The organism is Paenibacillus antibioticophila, from assembly GCF_000455265.1.
Taxonomy (GTDB): Bacteria; Bacillota; Bacilli; order Paenibacillales; family Paenibacillaceae; genus Fontibacillus; species Fontibacillus antibioticophila.
In genome coordinates this window covers 1,544,686-1,560,703 of sequence record NZ_HG005139.1, presented here as the reverse complement: position 1 = coordinate 1,560,703, position 16,018 = coordinate 1,544,686, and the positions used below count along the sequence as shown (strand labels likewise).

16 protein-coding genes are annotated in these 16,018 nt (G+C 49.0%); all 16 read right to left on the bottom strand.

Features of this window, described 5'->3' with window-relative positions; genetic code table 11:
* The coding region (locus tag TX85_RS27390) for a PolC-type DNA polymerase III (protein WP_044478393.1) at window positions 1–2,703 on the bottom strand (2,703 nt) is incomplete at its 3' end.
* A 129-nt stretch (window positions 2,704–2,832) separates the two neighbouring features.
* The gene (gene proS, locus TX85_RS07070; protein WP_044478392.1) at window positions 2,833–4,284 is read right to left on the bottom strand and encodes a proline--tRNA ligase; all 1,452 of its coding nucleotides are present in this window, start codon (window positions 4,282–4,284) and stop codon (window positions 2,833–2,835) included.
* A 45-nt stretch (window positions 4,285–4,329) separates the two neighbouring features.
* Window positions 4,330–5,604, bottom strand: a complete 1,275-nt coding sequence (gene rseP / locus TX85_RS07065) for an RIP metalloprotease RseP (RefSeq protein ID WP_044478391.1) — start codon at window positions 5,602–5,604, stop codon at window positions 4,330–4,332.
* 181 nt (window positions 5,605–5,785) lie between these two features.
* Entirely contained in the window at window positions 5,786–6,925 is a 1,140-nt protein-coding gene (locus tag TX85_RS07060) for a 1-deoxy-D-xylulose-5-phosphate reductoisomerase (RefSeq protein WP_044478390.1), read from the bottom strand.
* Window positions 6,926–6,946: 21 nt separating this feature from the next.
* Complete coding sequence (locus tag TX85_RS07055) at window positions 6,947–7,750, bottom strand: phosphatidate cytidylyltransferase (protein WP_044478389.1); 804 nt, start codon at window positions 7,748–7,750, stop codon at window positions 6,947–6,949.
* Window positions 7,751–7,771: 21 nt separating this feature from the next.
* The gene (locus tag TX85_RS07050) at window positions 7,772–8,539 is read right to left on the bottom strand and encodes an isoprenyl transferase (protein WP_044478387.1); all 768 of its coding nucleotides are present in this window, start codon (window positions 8,537–8,539) and stop codon (window positions 7,772–7,774) included.
* A gap of 72 nt (window positions 8,540–8,611) precedes the next feature.
* The gene (frr, locus tag TX85_RS07045; protein WP_044478386.1) at window positions 8,612–9,166 is read right to left on the bottom strand and encodes a ribosome recycling factor; all 555 of its coding nucleotides are present in this window, start codon (window positions 9,164–9,166) and stop codon (window positions 8,612–8,614) included.
* Complete coding sequence (gene pyrH / locus TX85_RS07040) at window positions 9,167–9,895, bottom strand: UMP kinase (protein ID WP_044478385.1); 729 nt, start codon at window positions 9,893–9,895, stop codon at window positions 9,167–9,169.
* Window positions 9,896–10,019: 124 nt separating this feature from the next.
* On the bottom strand, window positions 10,020–10,670 hold the full coding sequence (tsf, locus tag TX85_RS07035) for a translation elongation factor Ts (RefSeq protein ID WP_044478384.1): 651 nt from the start codon (window positions 10,668–10,670) through the stop codon (window positions 10,020–10,022).
* Between the two features lie 119 nt (window positions 10,671–10,789).
* On the bottom strand, window positions 10,790–11,488 hold the full coding sequence (gene rpsB, locus TX85_RS07030; RefSeq protein WP_044478382.1) for a 30S ribosomal protein S2: 699 nt from the start codon (window positions 11,486–11,488) through the stop codon (window positions 10,790–10,792).
* A 221-nt stretch (window positions 11,489–11,709) separates the two neighbouring features.
* Complete coding sequence (locus TX85_RS07025; RefSeq protein ID WP_044478381.1) at window positions 11,710–12,297, bottom strand: MltG/YceG/YrrL family protein; 588 nt, start codon at window positions 12,295–12,297, stop codon at window positions 11,710–11,712.
* Window positions 12,294–12,938: a hypothetical protein gene (locus TX85_RS07020; protein ID WP_049894851.1), complete on the bottom strand. Its 645-nt coding sequence runs from the start codon at window positions 12,936–12,938 to the stop codon at window positions 12,294–12,296. The genes TX85_RS07025 and TX85_RS07020 overlap by 4 nt, the downstream gene beginning before the upstream one ends.
* A gap of 45 nt (window positions 12,939–12,983) precedes the next feature.
* Window positions 12,984–13,307, bottom strand: a complete 324-nt coding sequence (locus tag TX85_RS07015) for a hypothetical protein (RefSeq protein WP_044478379.1) — start codon at window positions 13,305–13,307, stop codon at window positions 12,984–12,986.
* Between the two features lie 32 nt (window positions 13,308–13,339).
* Window positions 13,340–14,749, bottom strand: a complete 1,410-nt coding sequence (locus TX85_RS07010) for a DUF342 domain-containing protein (RefSeq protein WP_044478378.1) — start codon at window positions 14,747–14,749, stop codon at window positions 13,340–13,342.
* Window positions 14,750–14,792: 43 nt separating this feature from the next.
* Window positions 14,793–15,581 (bottom strand): FliA/WhiG family RNA polymerase sigma factor, encoded by a 789-nt coding sequence (locus tag TX85_RS07005; protein ID WP_044478376.1) that lies wholly within the window; start codon window positions 15,579–15,581, stop codon window positions 14,793–14,795.
* Between the two features lie 15 nt (window positions 15,582–15,596).
* Entirely contained in the window at window positions 15,597–16,016 is a 420-nt protein-coding gene (locus TX85_RS07000) for a hypothetical protein (protein WP_044478375.1), read from the bottom strand.
* Window positions 16,017–16,018: the final 2 nt, after the last annotated feature.

Sequence of the window (16,018 nt, the reverse complement as noted above, 5' to 3'; positions counted from 1 at the left end):
AATGCCCAGGAAGGTCGCAACGACCGAGGAGCCTACTGAGCCCCGTGAGCCGACCAAATATCCGTCCTGGTTCGACTTTTTCACCAGCCGCTCGGAAATGAGATAGTTCGCAGAGAAGCCGTATTTGATAATCGGTTCCAGCTCCTTCTCGAGCCGCTTCACGACAACGTCGGGAAGCTCCTCACCGTAGATGGATCTGGCGGTCGCATAGCAAGTATTACGGATTTCCTCATCCGCACCTTCAAGGATCGGTGTGAACAGCTTATCCGGGAACAGTTCTAACTCCTCAAAACGTTCAGCAAGCTCAGCCGTGTTGGTCACGACAACTTCAAATGCCTTGTCCTTGCCCAAAAATTCGAATTCTTCCAGCATCTCGTCTGTCGTCCGGAAATGAGCATCCGGCTTGCGGATATCCTTCAGCGGACTAAATCCGGTGATGCCATGGATCGTAATATCCCTATACAGCTTGTCCCGCGGATCCAGATAATGCACATTGCCCGTTGCGACTACCGGCTTGTTCAGCTTAAAGCCAATCTCAACGATTTTGCGCACCGCTGTCTTCAGCTCTTCCACACTGCCCACAAGCCCTTTGTCCACAAGATGCATGTACATCGTCAGCGGCTGGATCTCAAGCACATCATAGAAGTCAGCGATACCCTCTGCTTCTTCCATGGATTTGTTAAGCACGGCCTCGAAAAACTCGCCCTTTTCGCAGCCTGACATAATCAGTAACCCTTCACGCATATCTGCAAGCTTTGATTTAGGAATGCAGGCTACCCGCTTGAAGTATTGGGTATGAGACATGGACACCAGCTTGAACAGGTTTTTCTTGCCTGTCATGTTCAGTGCATAGATTCCGCTATGAAACGGACGTGCATTGGATAAGTCCTTCCCGACCCGGTCATTGAGCCGCTCCAGGGAGACGATCCCTTCCTGCTTGTCCGCATCCTCAATTAATCCAATCAGGATCTGGCCGAGGGCAAGCGTATCGTCGATCGCCCGGTGGTGATTCTCTAGCGACACCTTGTATTTGGCAGCCAGCGTATTGAGCCGATGATTTTTCATGCTCGGATGCAGCAGACGGGCCATTTCCAGCGTATCCAATACCGGATTAGTCATGGCGGACCGTCCCAGCTCTTTGAGCTTGGCGTTTACAAAGTCAAAGTCAAATCTCGCATTATGCGCCACCAGTATCGCATCGCCGATAAAGGTGATGAACTCGTCCAATACCGGCTCCACATCTGGCGCATCCTTGACCATATCATCATTAATATTCGTCAATTGCTGAATATTATAGGGAATGCGTTCATGAGGATTCACAAAGGTGGCATAGCGGTCTATTTCTTTGCCATCCACCATTTTAACGGCAGCAATTTCGATGATTTTGTTCTGAGTCACCGATAAGCCGGTGGTCTCGATGTCGAATACGATAAATGTCGCTGTCTTCAATTCCTCAGGTCGAGGATTCAGAACAACAGCTACATTGTCATTCACAATATTCGCTTCCACGCCATAGATCATTTTGATTCCGTTCTTTTTTGCAGCCTTGGCTGCATCCGGATAGCATTGGATCCCGCCATGGTCGGTTACCGCAATCGCCTTGTGCCCCCATTTAGCGGCTTGTTTGACATAATCTCCGATCGGAGTTACAGCATCCATCGTACTCATCGTTGTATGGAGATGGAATTCAACGCGCTTCTCCTCAGCTTGATCCTTCCGGGAAGGCGGAGCCTGAATCTCGGTCAAATCGGAAGGAATCATCACCAGCTCAGGGACTTGCATAAAGCGGTCCATTTCCACCTTGCCTCTTGCTTTGATCCACTTGCCGTTGGCGAGTTGACCCATTACCTTCAAATCTTCCTTGTTTTTAGCGAACAGCTTCATTTGCAGAGAATCCGTGAAATCCGTCAAATTGAACATGAACAGCGTATTGCCATTCCGCAGTTCTTTACGGTCCAGTCCAAAAATGGTACCCTGAACCGTTATTTTCTTCTCTTCGTCCTGGATATCCTGAATAGGCACCGCCTGTTCCCTGATATCATAACCAATTTGCAGCTTGATGACCTCTTCATTGTCAACGACTTCTTCCGGCGGGGCTTCCGCGCTCAAGCTATCCATCATCATCCGACTGATTGCTTCCCTATTCTCTTCCTCAATCCGCTGTTGGAATTCTTCAAATGCAGTTGCTGCATCCTCACCAGTCAGCAGCTTTACACGCAGCGGCAACCCGAAAAAAGTATCGTAATATGCCGTAATCGCCTTATCTATATTTTTTTTCCGGGCCAGCTCCAGTGAAGTCTCATCGGTAAATGTTACCGACACCAAGTCCCCGTCCACTTCATGCGTCGCTCTAGCCATCCAGCCATTGACCGATGGAACCTCACGCTGAACCCACTCCAGGAATAGCTTCCAATACTCCCCAACAATCTCCCCAGGCGAAACCGGGTCTTCATATCGGAACAAGAATGCTATCTGGGCAATATGCTCCATCCTATCCTTTATTCGCGTATAAAATGTTCGGTACACTTGAGCCGGAACCAGGGTGGACTTGCTGAGTGTAATCAACCACGCTTTATTGCTTCGGCTGACCTCAACCGCTTCAATAACCCCATCGAGAAAATACGGATCAATCACCTGGGCCGGAACCTCTGCCTGCTTCATCAACAGTTCAAGCCTTGTTCTCTTCCCCTTAGCGTCAGACATGCTTCTCCCCCCATCGCCGTAGTGGAAATAGAATTTTATAATAGCAAAACTTCCGGCAGCGAAAGACAGGAATCATCCTGCCGCACTTCCTCTGCCGGAAGCTATATTCTTCGTGATCAAAAGCTGACCTTAGTAGGCTCTGGCAAAAACAACTGTATGCTTCGCCTCTTCGCCGCAGACAAGACAGGTTGTCTTGGTTACCTCTGGCTGGAACGGAATATTACGGCTTGTAGCACCCGTCTCGTCCTTCACATGGCGCTCGCAGGCCTCAGATCCGCACCATCCGGCTAATGTAAAGCCACGCTTCTCCTCGATGCTTGCCTTCATTTCATCCAGCGTATCCACGGAATAGAAATGCTCTTCACGGAAGGCTTTGGCACGCTCGTACATTTCCTGATGCACCTGCTCCAGCATCGCCTGAACCTCTTCCACTAACCGCTCTTGCTCAATAACCTTCTTCTCACCGGAAATTCGCGACACCAATACGCAAACTCCGTTATCCATATCACGAGGGCCGATCTCCAGGCGAACCGGAACGCCACGCATTTCATATTCGTTGAACTTCCAGCCAGGACGCACATCAGCACGATCATCGATGCCCACCCGAATGCCGTTCTTCTTAAGCTCAGCAAACAGCTCGTCCGCTCTGCCGACCACAGCATCCCGCGTCTTAGGAGGCCCAATAGGAATAATCATTACCTGCTTCGGAGCAACTTTTGGCGGAAGCGCAAGACCGCGGTCATCGCCATGAACCATAATCAGCGATCCGATCAGCCGGGTGCTTACTCCCCATGAAGTGGTGTGCACATATTCCTGAACATTGTCCCGGTTCAAATACTGTATATCAAACGCAGAGGCAAAATTAGTACCTAGATAATGAGAGGTTCCTGCTTGGACAGCTCGTCCGTCCTTCATCATGGCTTCAATCGAATAGGTATCTACAGCGCCGGCAAATTTCTCCGATGGTGTTTTCTGTCCGACAATGACCGGAATCGCCAAATAATTTTCCACAAAATCACGATAAATTTCCAGCATCCGCATGGTCTCTTCACGGGCATCCTGTTCATTCTCATGGGCGGTATGACCTTCCTGCCACAGGAACTCGCTTGTACGCAGGAACGGCAACGTCCGCTTCTCCCAGCGAACTACGTTGGCCCATTGGTTAATCAGTACCGGCAAGTCCCGGTACGATTGAATCCATTTTTCATACATATGACCAATCATGGTCTCCGAGGTAGGACGGATCGCCAGGCGTTCCTCCAGCTTCTCCCCAGCAGCCTCCGTCACCCATGGCAGCTCAGGATTGAAGCCCTCCACGTGCTCCTTCTCCTTCTGGAAGAAGCTCTCGGGAATAAATAGAGGAAAGTACGCATTGCGGTGTCCGGTCTCTTTGAAGCGGCGGTCCAGCTCAGCTTGAATATGCTCCCAGATTTCATAGCCGTCCGGCTTGAACACGATACATCCCCGTACAGGCGAATAGTCCATCAAATCCGCTTTTTTGATGACATCGATATACCACCGGGAAAAGTCCTCTCCCTGCGGCGTAATTTCCGTTACAAACTGCTTCTCCTCATTAGCCATAACCTTTCATGTCCTCCCGTTAGTTCAACAACTGAAATATTTCGTTTATCCGATCAAGCGTAAAATATCATTATAGGTAACTGCAATCATTAGCAAGAACAGCATAGCAAACCCTATAAAGTGTACCAGCCCTTCCCGATTCGGATCTATCGGTTTGCCGCGCAACGCCTCTACTCCCAGGAAGATCAGCCGGCTGCCGTCCAAGGCCGGAATCGGCAGCAAGTTGAATATGCCAAGATAGAGGCTCAGGATCGCTGCCCAATACGTCAACTGGGTGATCCCTTGCTTCGCAATCTGTCCTGTCACTTCAAAGGTACGAACCGGACCGCCCAGATCATCCATCGAGAACTGATTGATCAGTTGCTGGAAGCCGAGGAAGATCGCCTTGGTCGTGTAGACCATATTATCGCCGGCTACCGTAAAGGTCTCGCCAAAGGATGCGCTGCGCGTCGGATAAAAGGTAATGATCGAGGTTCCGACCTTGGCATCCCCTTGCTCGTCGACCGCTTTAGGAGTCAACGTAATATCAATGGTCTGTTCTCCACGTTTGACGGTCCATATCATGGCTTTATCTTTGGATGCCTTAATCATCTCGATGAGACCATTAGCGTCTGTTCCAACCTTGACTCCATTCACCGTATCAATAATATCGCCTTGACGGACTCCGGCATCCTCAGCAGGCATATTCTGCATAACCTCGCCCACCTCAAGATGACTCGGGTCGGGTTCAGGAATTCCCGCCATTTGAATGTGCAGCGCAAATAGTACGAATGCGAGGATAAAATTCATCAGGGGTCCGGCAAAGATAGACAAGGCCCGCTGAGCCACCGTCTTGCTTCCATATTGGCGGTCTCTCGGTGCGATCTGCGTCTCCTTGCCCTTGGCAACAAGCATCGCTTGCGGATGAACCGGATAATGAAGCGTCTCGCCATCTACATTCAGCGTCACCTGCAGGCGGTCGATCAGATCTTCTTCCACAACCTCGCCGCGAATCACATTTTTACGGCTGTCCAGCCGGTCAAGGTAGATCTTGCGAACCTCATCCCCCTCCAGGCGGAGAGCTACCGTCTGTCCGACGCTTAGATCCACAAGCTCAGGATCCTCCCCGGCCATCCGCGCATATCCGCCGAACGGAAGCAGACGAAGTGTAAATTGCGTCTCCCCTCTTTTGTAGGAGAACAGCTTCGGACCGAATCCAATCGCAAATTCACGCACTAGAATACCCGCACGCTTGGCGAAGTAATAATGTCCCCATTCATGTACCGTAACAATAATGAAGAACATAAAAACCGTCAGAAATATGATTCTAAGCAATTCCAAACTAAGCATCCTCCTTTGGGCCGCGGATCGTCCACATGGTTTTAGATTATCATTATTCTCCGAATGTTCACAAGAGAATACAGGGATGGAACTTTCCGACTGAAAAAGACTGCTCTTAAAGAGGTTGTTCAAAAATTCATCTCTTGCTCATGAAGACTTTTGAACTCGCACTTAAAAGGGGTTAAATCGTTGAAGCAATCTCTCGAGCCCAGCGGTCGGCGGCAAATATCGTATCCAGATCATCTGCCGAATGATTCGTATGTCTGGACAATGTCTCCTCAATCAGGGACTCAATGCGCAGAAACGGAATTTCACCGTTCAAAAACCGCGCAACCGCGACTTCATTTGCCGCATTATACACGCTTGGTGCTGTCCCACCTAGTTTACCACATTCATAGGCCATTCTTAAACAAGGATAACGCTCCAAATCCATCTCACGGAAATGAAGCTGCCCTGCCTCCGACAAGGAAAGCCGCTTGGTCTCCGAAGGCCAGCGCTCCGGATAGGTCAAGGCATATTGAATCGGAACGCGCATATCCGGATTGCCAAGTTGGGCAATCACGCTGCCGTCACGATATTCAACGAAGGAGTGGACAATACTCTCCGGATGAAGCAGAACACCGATCTGTTCAAAGTCCATTCCAAACAGCCAATGGGCTTCCATAACTTCCAGTCCTTTGTTGACCATCGTCGCGGAATCAATCGTAATCTTCGCCCCCATCGACCAATTCGGATGCTTGAGCGCATCCTCCACCGTCACTTGCTTCAATTGCTCACGATTCAAATGACGGAAAGATCCGCCTGAGGCCGTGAGCACAATCCGCTCCACATCGCCAAGACGCTCTCCATTTAAGCACTGAAAAATGGCAGCATGCTCGCTGTCTACCGGCAGCAATGAAACGCCTTTTCTGCGGGCCAGCTCGGTAACCAGTTGACCTGCTGTAACCAATGTTTCTTTGTTGGCCAAGGCAATATGCTTTCCCGCATCAATTGCTGCCAGTGTAGATGGAAGTCCTGCACTGCCTACAATCGCTGTAACCACTGTATCCGCATCGGTCCCTGCTGCCACCTCGGTCAAGCCTTCCTCACCGTAAAACAGCTCCACTCCAGCGGGAAGAAAGGGACGCAACGAATCCGCGGCGTCCTTGTCCGCTACAGAAGCTTTTTTGGGCTTGAAAAGACGAACTTGCTCCAGAAACAGTTCAATATTCCTACCGGCAGCCAATCCTTCAACCGAAAATTGCCCGGGATGCTGCTTGAGCACATCCAGCGTCTGGGTGCCAATCGAGCCGGTGGAGCCGATTACCGATATTCTTTTCATCAAGCTCACCTCATCTTGTCATCAAAAAATAGGAAGCAACTGCAAAATATGTACGAACGGAAATACGATAATCCAGCTGTCGCAGCGATCGAGTATTCCGCCGTGGCCGGGCAGCAACGTGCCCGAATCCTTAATTCCATACACTCTTTTATATCCCGATTGAATCAGGTCGCCCATTTGTCCGACTGCAGCAGCACACAATCCCAACAACAGGGCTTGCCCAATCCCTAGAATACCGCCTGAGAACACCGCGAACAGAACGGCCGCAATGACAGCGGCGACAATGCCGCCAACCGCGCCTTCAATCGTCTTATTCGGGCTAATTGCAGGCCATAGCTTATGCCTGCCTATTCTCCGCCCGGTAAAATAAGCCCCCGCATCGCTGCTCCAGATGGCTGCCAGCATCAGGAACGTCCAGAACAACCCGTGACCGTCTGACGTACTCCGTGTAACCGCAAGGTAATGAAAGCCGATCCCGATATAGACCATTCCCAAAAACAGCATGGCCATTTGTCCGATCGGAATCTGGTTTTTGCTGATTACGGTAATTACAAGGAACAGGAACATGAGCAGCCAATAGCTGCGCAGGAGGTCCAGCGGCATCGAGAGTCCGAGGAGCTCCCAAGGGAATACTGTGTAGAGAACACCGAGGTATCCGATCCAAGCGGTTCCCTGGAAGGGGCGGATGCCGGTCATACGAACGAATTCGTAATAACCAATCAGACTCATCAGCAGGACCAATACATGGTACCAGAGTCCGCCCAGCATACAGAGCCCAAGGAAGCCGGCTCCAGCAACGATTCCAGTAATCATCCTTTGTCTCAACTCGCCAACTCCTTCCATCCGCTAGGATAATCCGCCATATCTCCGGGTGCGTCTTTGATACTCGGCTACTGCCTCCACAAGCTGTGCGCGTCCAAATTCCGGCCAGTAAAGGTCGGTGAACCACAATTCGCTATAAGCAGTCTGCCATAACATAAAATTGCTCAGTCTCAGCTCTCCTCCTGTACGGATCAACAGATCCGGATCAGGAAGGTCTCCGCTAAGCAGGGAAGAACCCAGCAGTTGCTCGGTAATGTCCTCCGGCGACAGCTCGCCTGTTTTCACCTTTGCCGCAATTCCACGCACCGTTTCCGTGATCTCGCGATGACTTCCATAGTTCAATGCAAAATTCAAAATAAGTCCGGTATTCTGCTTTGTCCGTTCAATTGCTTCTTCCATGGCAGCGAAGGTGTGGGATGGCAGTTCATCTGTATGTCCCATCATCCGAACCTGGACATTTTTCTCAATCAATTCTTCAAGTTCAAGCGCAAGAAACTCCTGGGGAAGAGACATCAAATAATCCACTTCTTCCTTGGGACGCTTCCAGTTCTCCGTGGAGAAGGCGTAAAGGGTCAAGACAGAAATTCCGAGTTCATCAGCCGCCATCGTCGCCCGCTTGACTGCCTTCATTCCGTTTCTGTGGCCAACAATACGCGGAAGGCCGAGCTTGCGAGCCCACCTTCCGTTTCCATCCATAATGATGGCAACATGCTTCGGGATATTATCAAGGTCGGTTACCGCGGCCTCCGGAGCATTGGCTTTTTTTCGCCAGGACTTAAACAACTTGATCATTATAGTTCCTCCAAGCCGGTGATGAAAAAGAGACAAAACCCCACCGTAAAAGGAGGGGCCGCGTATGATCTCTTAAACTTCCATAATCTCTTTTTCTTTTCCCGCCAGCACTTTTTCGACTTCCGCAACATATTTATCGGTCGTCTTCTGGATATCTTCCTGGTGTCTGCGTGATTCGTCTTCAGAGATGTCGGTTTTCTCCAACTTCTTGATATCGTCATTAGCATCCCGACGAATGTTCCGGATCGCTACCTTGGCTTCTTCTCCGAATTTCTTCGTCATCTTCACCAGCTCCACCCGACGCTCCTCTGTTAAAGGAGGAATCGACAGACGAATCATCGATCCATCATTGGCCGGTGTTAGTCCCAGATCCGATTTCTGAATCGCACGTTCGATCTCAGACAACGAGGACTTATCCCAAGGCTGAATCATCAAGGTGCGCGAGTCCGGCGTGTTAATGTTGGCAAGCTGGTTAACCGGGGTTGGCGAACCGTAATAATCTACCTGGATTCGGTCAAGCAGCGCAGGTGTTGCTCTTCCTGCACGAAGCGTCGCAAGATCTCGTTTAAGTGCCTGGATCGCCTTGTCCATGCGCTCTTCAGCATGTTGTTTGATCGTTTGTGGCATTTAATCTACACTCCCTTTGACAATCGTCCCGATTTTCTCACCGAGTACGACACGCTTGATGTTGCCCTGCTCGGTTATATTAAACACAATGAGCGGAATGTTATTGTCCATGCACAGCGAGGAAGCTGTGGAATCCATTACGCCCAGGTTTTTGTTAAGTACTTCAAGGTAGGTCAATACCTCGTATTTCTCAGCGTTAGGATCCAGGAACGGATCTGCCGAGTATACGCCGTCAACCTTGTTCTTCGCCATCAGAATCACTTCGGCTTCGATCTCTGCAGCGCGGAGAGCAGCGGTGGTATCTGTCGAGAAGAACGGATTGCCCGTGCCTGCCGCAAAAATGACGACACGGCCTTTTTCCAGATGCCGAATGGCCCTGCGGCGAATATAGGGCTCAGCGATTTGCTGCATCGCAATCGAGGTTTGGACACGAGTCGGAACCTCAATTTGCTCCAGCGCATCCTGCAATGCCAACGAGTTCATCACCGTCGCGAGCATCCCCATATAATCGGCCGTTGCACGATCGATCCCTTTCGCACTGCCGGCAATACCGCGCCAGATGTTGCCGCCCCCGCATACGATGGCCACTTCAACCCCGAGACGGGTAACTTCCTTCACCTGCTGGGCAATTGATGAAATCGTATCGGCATCAATGCCATATCCATTTTGTCCGGAAAGCGACTCTCCGCTGACCTTCAAGACAACGCGTTTAAAGACTGGTTGTTCCAAATTGTATACCTCCACTTTAGACCTCTCTTGACTCCAAAAAGGGGTCTCAGTTTAAAAAAGAAGGAACACGGCGTGTTCCATCTATTCAAACGTTTAGTTTGTTCGTTTGCAGTTAGCTTCTAAATTATTGCTTCACTTGGGACATAACTTCCTCTACGAAGTTGTCCACTTTCTTCTCAAGGCCTTCGCCCAGCTCATAACGAACAAAACGACGGATGGAGATATTTTCGCCAATCGCACTGATTTTCTCGTTTACCAGAGCAGAGATGGTCTTGTCTGGATCCTTAACGAAGGATTGCTCCAGCAAGCAGAACTCTTCATAGTATTTACCGATGCGGCCTTCAACCATTTTTTCAACGATTTTCTCAGGCTTGCCTTCATTCAGTGCTTGCGCCTTAAGGATTTCCTTTTCCTTCTCGATTTCATCCTGAGGAACTTCCTCACGACGAACATAACGAGGGCTCATCGCAGCGATATGCATAGCTACGTCACGAGCAAAATCCTTGAATTGATCTGTCTTTGCCACGAAGTCTGTCTCGCAGTTGATTTCAACCAATACGCCGATACGGCCTCCGGCATGAATGTAAGACTCGACAACGCCTTCCGTTGCAACGCGGCCAGCCTTGTTCGCTGCAGCTGCCAAACCTTTCTCGCGAAGGATCTCAGAAGCCTTTGTCAGGTCGCCGTTTGCTTCTTCCAACGCTTTTTTACAGTCAAGCATCCCTGCACCTGTTTTTTCACGTAGCTCTTTTACCGCTTTTGCATCTACTGCCATATTGTATTTACCTCCATAATAAGTATATTCTATTCATCTTAAAAAAAGGGCAGTGAGAGGTTTGACACCTACCAACCACCCTTTTTCATTTAATTCATAACCTATGTCGAGTCACAGCATTAAGCTGTAGTTTGCTCACCTTGGTTAGCTTCGATTACAGCGTCAGCCATTTTGCCGGTCAACAGCTTAACAGCACGGATCGCATCATCGTTGCCTGGAATTACATAGTCGATCTCATCCGGATCGCAGTTCGTATCAACGATACCTACGATAGGGATGCCCAATTTGCGGGCTTCTGCAACCGCAATACGTTCCTTGCGAGGATCGATTACGAACAGAGCGCTAGGAAGGCCCTTCATGTTCTTAATCCCGCCGAGGAATTTCTCAAGACGATCTTTCTCTTTACGGAGAATGATAACTTCTTTCTTAGGCAGAACGGCGAAAGTACCGTCTTCTTCCCAAGTTTCCAGTTGCTTGAGGCGGTCGATCCGCTTTTGAATAGTTTGGAAGTTAGTCAGCGTACCGCCGAGCCAACGTTGGTTGATGTAGAATTGGCCAGCGCGCTCTGCTTCTTCCTTCACGGAATCTTGAGCTTGCTTCTTCGTGCCAACGAACAAGATCGTTCCGTTGTCTTCCGCTACACTCTTAACGAAGTTGTAAGCTTCTTCTACTTTCTTGACCGTCTTTTGCAGGTCAATAATGTAAATACCGTTTCTTTCTGTGAAGATATAACGATCCATTTTCGGATTCCAACGACGTGTTTGGTGTCCGAAGTGAACGCCTGCTTCAAGCAGTTGTTTCATGGAGATTACTGCCATCTTCACGCACCTCCTAGTTTGGTTTTATTTGATGCTTCCTCCGCCGGATTCACCTTCCGTGAAGACTCCTACCGGAGCACCCTTCCCGAAATCAGCCAGCGTGCGTTATAACACCGTCAATTAATATACCATAACTGAAATAGCGATGCAACAATTGAAATCATGTTGCTTAGCAGACAGAGAAGCCCCTGAAATCAGGAGCTTCTCTGTTAATTTGTGCTTCAATTGGATGCTTTAGAAGGCGACAGCTTCTTGATAATAGAGGCATAATCCTCGCCGGCAAGGAACTGATAGGTCCCTGCCCGCACCGTATAATTAATCTTCCGGGCAGTTGCCTGCTTTAGAAACTCATCCTTATCACTGATGACCCCAGCCTGTAGCAGTCCGTCAGCAACCCCGGAAAGTGTCATGCCGCCAGCAATTTTGTATTCAATATAAGAGCCTTGATTAGCCAAATCCTCCATGAAACCGGATTCCTCACTGCTCGTCCCATCGTTCTCATCGTCTGCCGACGGCGGCAACGGAGACTCCGGAGAGTCTGGCGAGTCTGGAGCTGCGACGGATGGTGTGTCTCCATCCGGTTCAAGCTCTGAGCCTAGCCGCTCTTGAGCGTTCCATTCTTCTTTGGTCATCAGCTCTTCATGCTCCCCGACTACCTTCAGATCTAAAAGCGCTGCAGCGCGTTCAACCTCTTCACGAGTTTGAGCCTTGCTGAAACTGCCTTGACCCAGCAGCATAAGCTGAAGAAGAAGTGCACCGGCAATAAGCCCTACACCCAAGCCAAGCATAAAGCTGCGGTTACGGATCATTGCGAGTCCTCCTTCTTGGCAAGCTGAAGAATGAGCTGCACTTCGCCCCGCTGAATTCCGGTAGCCTTTGCGATCATATCCAATGACTTTCCTTGAGCATACAGTTCGAACAATTCTGCATATCGCTCACGCACAGTTGGATTATTGCTCTCTTGCGGCTCTTCCTCAATAACAGTCTCTTCAATGATTTCTAGCACAGGAGCAGCTTCGGAAAACACGGCGCCAATAGCCATAGAAGGATCAGTTAGAGCGCTGCCAGCCGATTCGGACTGGAAAGAGGGATTTCCCTCTACGGTCTTCATTGGTACTGAATTAACGCTTAGCCCCAGTTCTCCGAGCTTTACTCCATTTTCTCGGGAAGCCCGTTCAACCTCGCTTAGACGTTGGCGAAGCTCTACAAGCTGTTCCTGCTGTGACAGTTGCTTCGCCGCAAAGTCCTGCTTCATTTGGGATACGAGATCAATCAATTCATTATTTTCCTTTTCAATTTCCGCCATATACTGTTCCAGGGTAGCTTCGACTTCTTCGTATCCGCTTCGTCCAGGCTTGGCCGAATCAATTCGTGCAGGAAGCATGAACGCATACAGGAGTGCTGCTGCGCCCAACAGAACGATATAGAACCAGGGTTCTCCAAATGACAATACGATCCTCACCTTTGATGTATTAGTATATGTAGTAAAACGACGTTACAACGAGAAGTCAATGTGCTTTCCCTTAAACGGATGAACAGCTGGACGATCCTTATTCTGTTCTTCCGCTTGTTCTTCGGCATGGGCATGGGCTTGACCTTGATGTTGCCCTGACTGCTGGCCCTCTCTCTTGACTGTCGTATTCTGTGCACTCTCATCAACTCCAGCGCTGCGTTGCCGCTGATGTTCCTGCAGTTTTAATTGTTCAACCGATAACATATTTTGCTCGACGGCCGGACGATGCTGTGCATCCTGTTGAATCCGGCCTGCTTCACCGGTTCTCGGAACTGCTATTTGCATCTCAACAGCTTTCAGGTTCATTAAATCACCTCATCGATTAAGCTATTCAGCAATCAGACATAGGACGACATCTCAATGTCCCCTTCGCTAAAGTAAAAGGACATTCTCGAAATTGGCTCTTTAATATATTTGGTATATCTTCCGATAACAATTTTCGAGCCGCCGTAGATCATTTTGAGAACCTCAACCCGAGCCCGTCCTGTATCTTCAAGAGCTTTTTCTATCGCCAGAATCCGTTCCTTAATTTCACCTATTTCCAATATTTGCGACTTCTTGGTTAATCCAAGTTTAGAACGCATTTCTACCTTATCCGGAGTCAGACGTCCCATTGAGGCAAGCTGGTCCAGCATTGCAAGCGCCTTCTCACTTTTGTCTAAATTCAGCATAGTATCTTTTAACTGGTTACGCAGGTCATTCAACTCATTTCGAAGCTCAGGCAGTACGCCAACTTCAATCGCTGTCGTTGTAGACATCGGATTACCGATAATTCGTGCCGTGACTTTTTCACCCGCTTGAATGTTCCCTCCGACGATCAGTCCCTTTGTTCCGCTGCAAATAACATCTCGGGAAGCTCTGATGGTGGAATGCATAATACTTTGTGTAACGATCACATCTTCACCAGCAATAACATTTCCGTCCTGGATAAAGGAACTCTTAACGGTCTTACCCGCCTTGACCAGCCCTTTGTTATAGCCGATTATGCCCCCTGTAATTTCAATTGATCCCTCGGAATAAAGCTCTGCTCCCTCCACGCCGCCTACAACACGAATATCCCCGGAAGCGTTGACTTTAAACCCCGTCAAGACATTTCCGCGGATGACAACCGTACCTACAAAGTCAATGTTTCCTGTACTATAATCCACATTGCCATTTACTTCATATACCGGAAAAACGTTGAGCTTGCCTTTATCGGTCAAGGTCACCAGACCGTCTATTGCTGCATATACTGCGGTCTGTTCCGGATTGAGCACCACATTTTTGCCAAGCTTCAAAAGTGCTGCTTTGCCAGGCTTGTGAGCAATGGGTTCTCCTGTAACCGCTTGCCCCGGTCTGCCTGGAGAAGGAGGCAGCAATTCTGCAATCAATTGCCCGCGTCGGACATTGTTCAATCGGTTGACCTCTTTAAAATCAACAATCCCATCGTCATTCTCAGTAGGTCGATGTTGCTGCTCATCCTCAAGCGAAACGGAATAACGGATTCGACCGTTCTCTCCATCTTGCGGCTCTTCGCCGATTGCAATAGGTGTCTTGCTGTAAAAGTACTCCCTCGGATTCTGAACAAAACGTCTCAAGATATCTTCCTGAATCCCGTATTTAACACCCTGTGACTGTAAAAAGCTACGAAAGGCTTCAGCTGTGCAGGTGAAATGTTCATCCTTCACAATAAACTGCAGATAAGCGATGGTCCGGTCATCGTTCACTGTAATACTAATAATTTGAGCAAGGTCCTCCAACATATCCATGAAGTATTCCTCCCTCCGCCAGAATGGTCAAATATAGAAGCTTTTAATATTCCCTCATCAGCAGGTCCCTCTGCTTATCCAAATTGCCTCTGAGTCTTAGAATCGCTTTGGAATGCAGCTGGGAAATACGCGAAGGGGATAAGGCCATCACTTCTGCAATTTCACTAAGTGACAGGTCCTCATAGTACAATAAAGATATCACTGTACGTTCCTTTTCTGTCAGCTTTTCAATTCCTTTGGCGAGCGATTCCTTTAAAAAGAACTCCTGAACCTTATAATCAGGGTTTTTCGCTTTTTCGTCAACAAGTAAAGTTAAACGGGTCTCTGATTCCTCCTCACGAATCGGATCCTCCAAGGAACAGATGGTCATGACCGCTACTTCTTGAAGCATGGATTGGAACTCTTTTTCACTTATATTTAGATAATCACTTATTTCCGCATCGGTGACAGATCGAAGATATTGCTGCTCCAACTGCTGATAACCCTCTTCGATCTTCTTGGCTTTCTCTCTTACGGAGCGAGGAACCCAATCCCCTTGGCGCAGCCCGTCCAAAATCGCCCCGCGAACTCTCCAGGAAGCATAGGTTTCAAATTGAAGTCCGCGTTTGTAGTCAAACTTCTCCACGGCATCAATAAGCCCCATAACTCCATTACTTGCAAGATCATCCTTGGATACGTTTTTGGGCAGACCTACGGCCAGACGTCCTGAAACATAGTCAACAATATGCAAGTACTTCTCGATCAGTTGTTTCTTCGCCTCTAATTCACCGTGCTCCTTCCATTGCTCCCAGACATCGGCGTAATTCAGAGTGGATGTCTTCCGCTCGTTCAATTGCCTTCACCCTCCTTATTCTTCTGTCAGGTGACGAACGACCTTAGCCAGCTCTTCAGGATCTTTGTCGTCAATTTTTGTTAATTTCGGCGGGTTCAATGGGGCGAATTCCGTACTCTGGGATGGAGAACCCACAGGCTGCTTCAACAGATCATTTAGTTCATCGCTCTGATCAGGTGTAGTCAGGTCCAGATTGCCGCCTTTCCCCTGTGCCTGCAAAATTGCGGAGATGACTTCATCATCTTCTTTTGCGTCCTGCTCTTTCAGAAACTCAAACACCCATCCTCCGATAAAGCAGAGCAAAAACCAGACCGCAAATGCAATCAGTCCCCGGACAAGGCTGGTCGTAAACATGTTGTTTCCGGCGGACACGGCGTATGTGATTAGAAAACCGATAAAGCCGAACAGCAAATAAATCTTCAGTTTACCTGTCATAG

Bases quoted from the DNA above. Each gene is read 5' to 3' on its own strand.
- proS (WP_044478392.1), bottom strand. From the start codon at position 4,284: ATGGCTAATGAGGAGAAGCAGTTTGTAACGGAAATTACGCCGCAGGGA.
- TX85_RS07060 (WP_044478390.1), bottom strand. From the start codon at position 6,925: ATGAAAAGAATATCGGTAATCGGCTCCACCGGCTCGATTGGCACCCAG.
- TX85_RS07050 (WP_044478387.1), bottom strand. From the start codon at position 8,539: ATGATCAAGTTGTTTAAGTCCTGGCGAAAAAAAGCCAATGCTCCGGAG.
- frr (WP_044478386.1), bottom strand. From the start codon at position 9,166: ATGCCACAAACGATCAAACAACATGCTGAAGAGCGCATGGACAAGGCG.
- tsf (WP_044478384.1), bottom strand. From the start codon at position 10,670: ATGGCAGTAGATGCAAAAGCGGTAAAAGAGCTACGTGAAAAAACAGGT.
- rpsB (WP_044478382.1), bottom strand. From the start codon at position 11,488: ATGGCAGTAATCTCCATGAAACAACTGCTTGAAGCAGGCGTTCACTTC.
- TX85_RS07025 (WP_044478381.1), bottom strand. From the start codon at position 12,297: ATGATCCGTAACCGCAGCTTTATGCTTGGCTTGGGTGTAGGGCTTATT.
- TX85_RS07015 (WP_044478379.1), bottom strand. From the start codon at position 13,307: ATGAACCTGAAAGCTGTTGAGATGCAAATAGCAGTTCCGAGAACCGGT.
- TX85_RS07010 (WP_044478378.1), bottom strand. From the start codon at position 14,749: ATGGATATGTTGGAGGACCTTGCTCAAATTATTAGTATTACAGTGAAC.
- TX85_RS07000 (WP_044478375.1), bottom strand. From the start codon at position 16,016: ATGACAGGTAAACTGAAGATTTATTTGCTGTTCGGCTTTATCGGTTTT.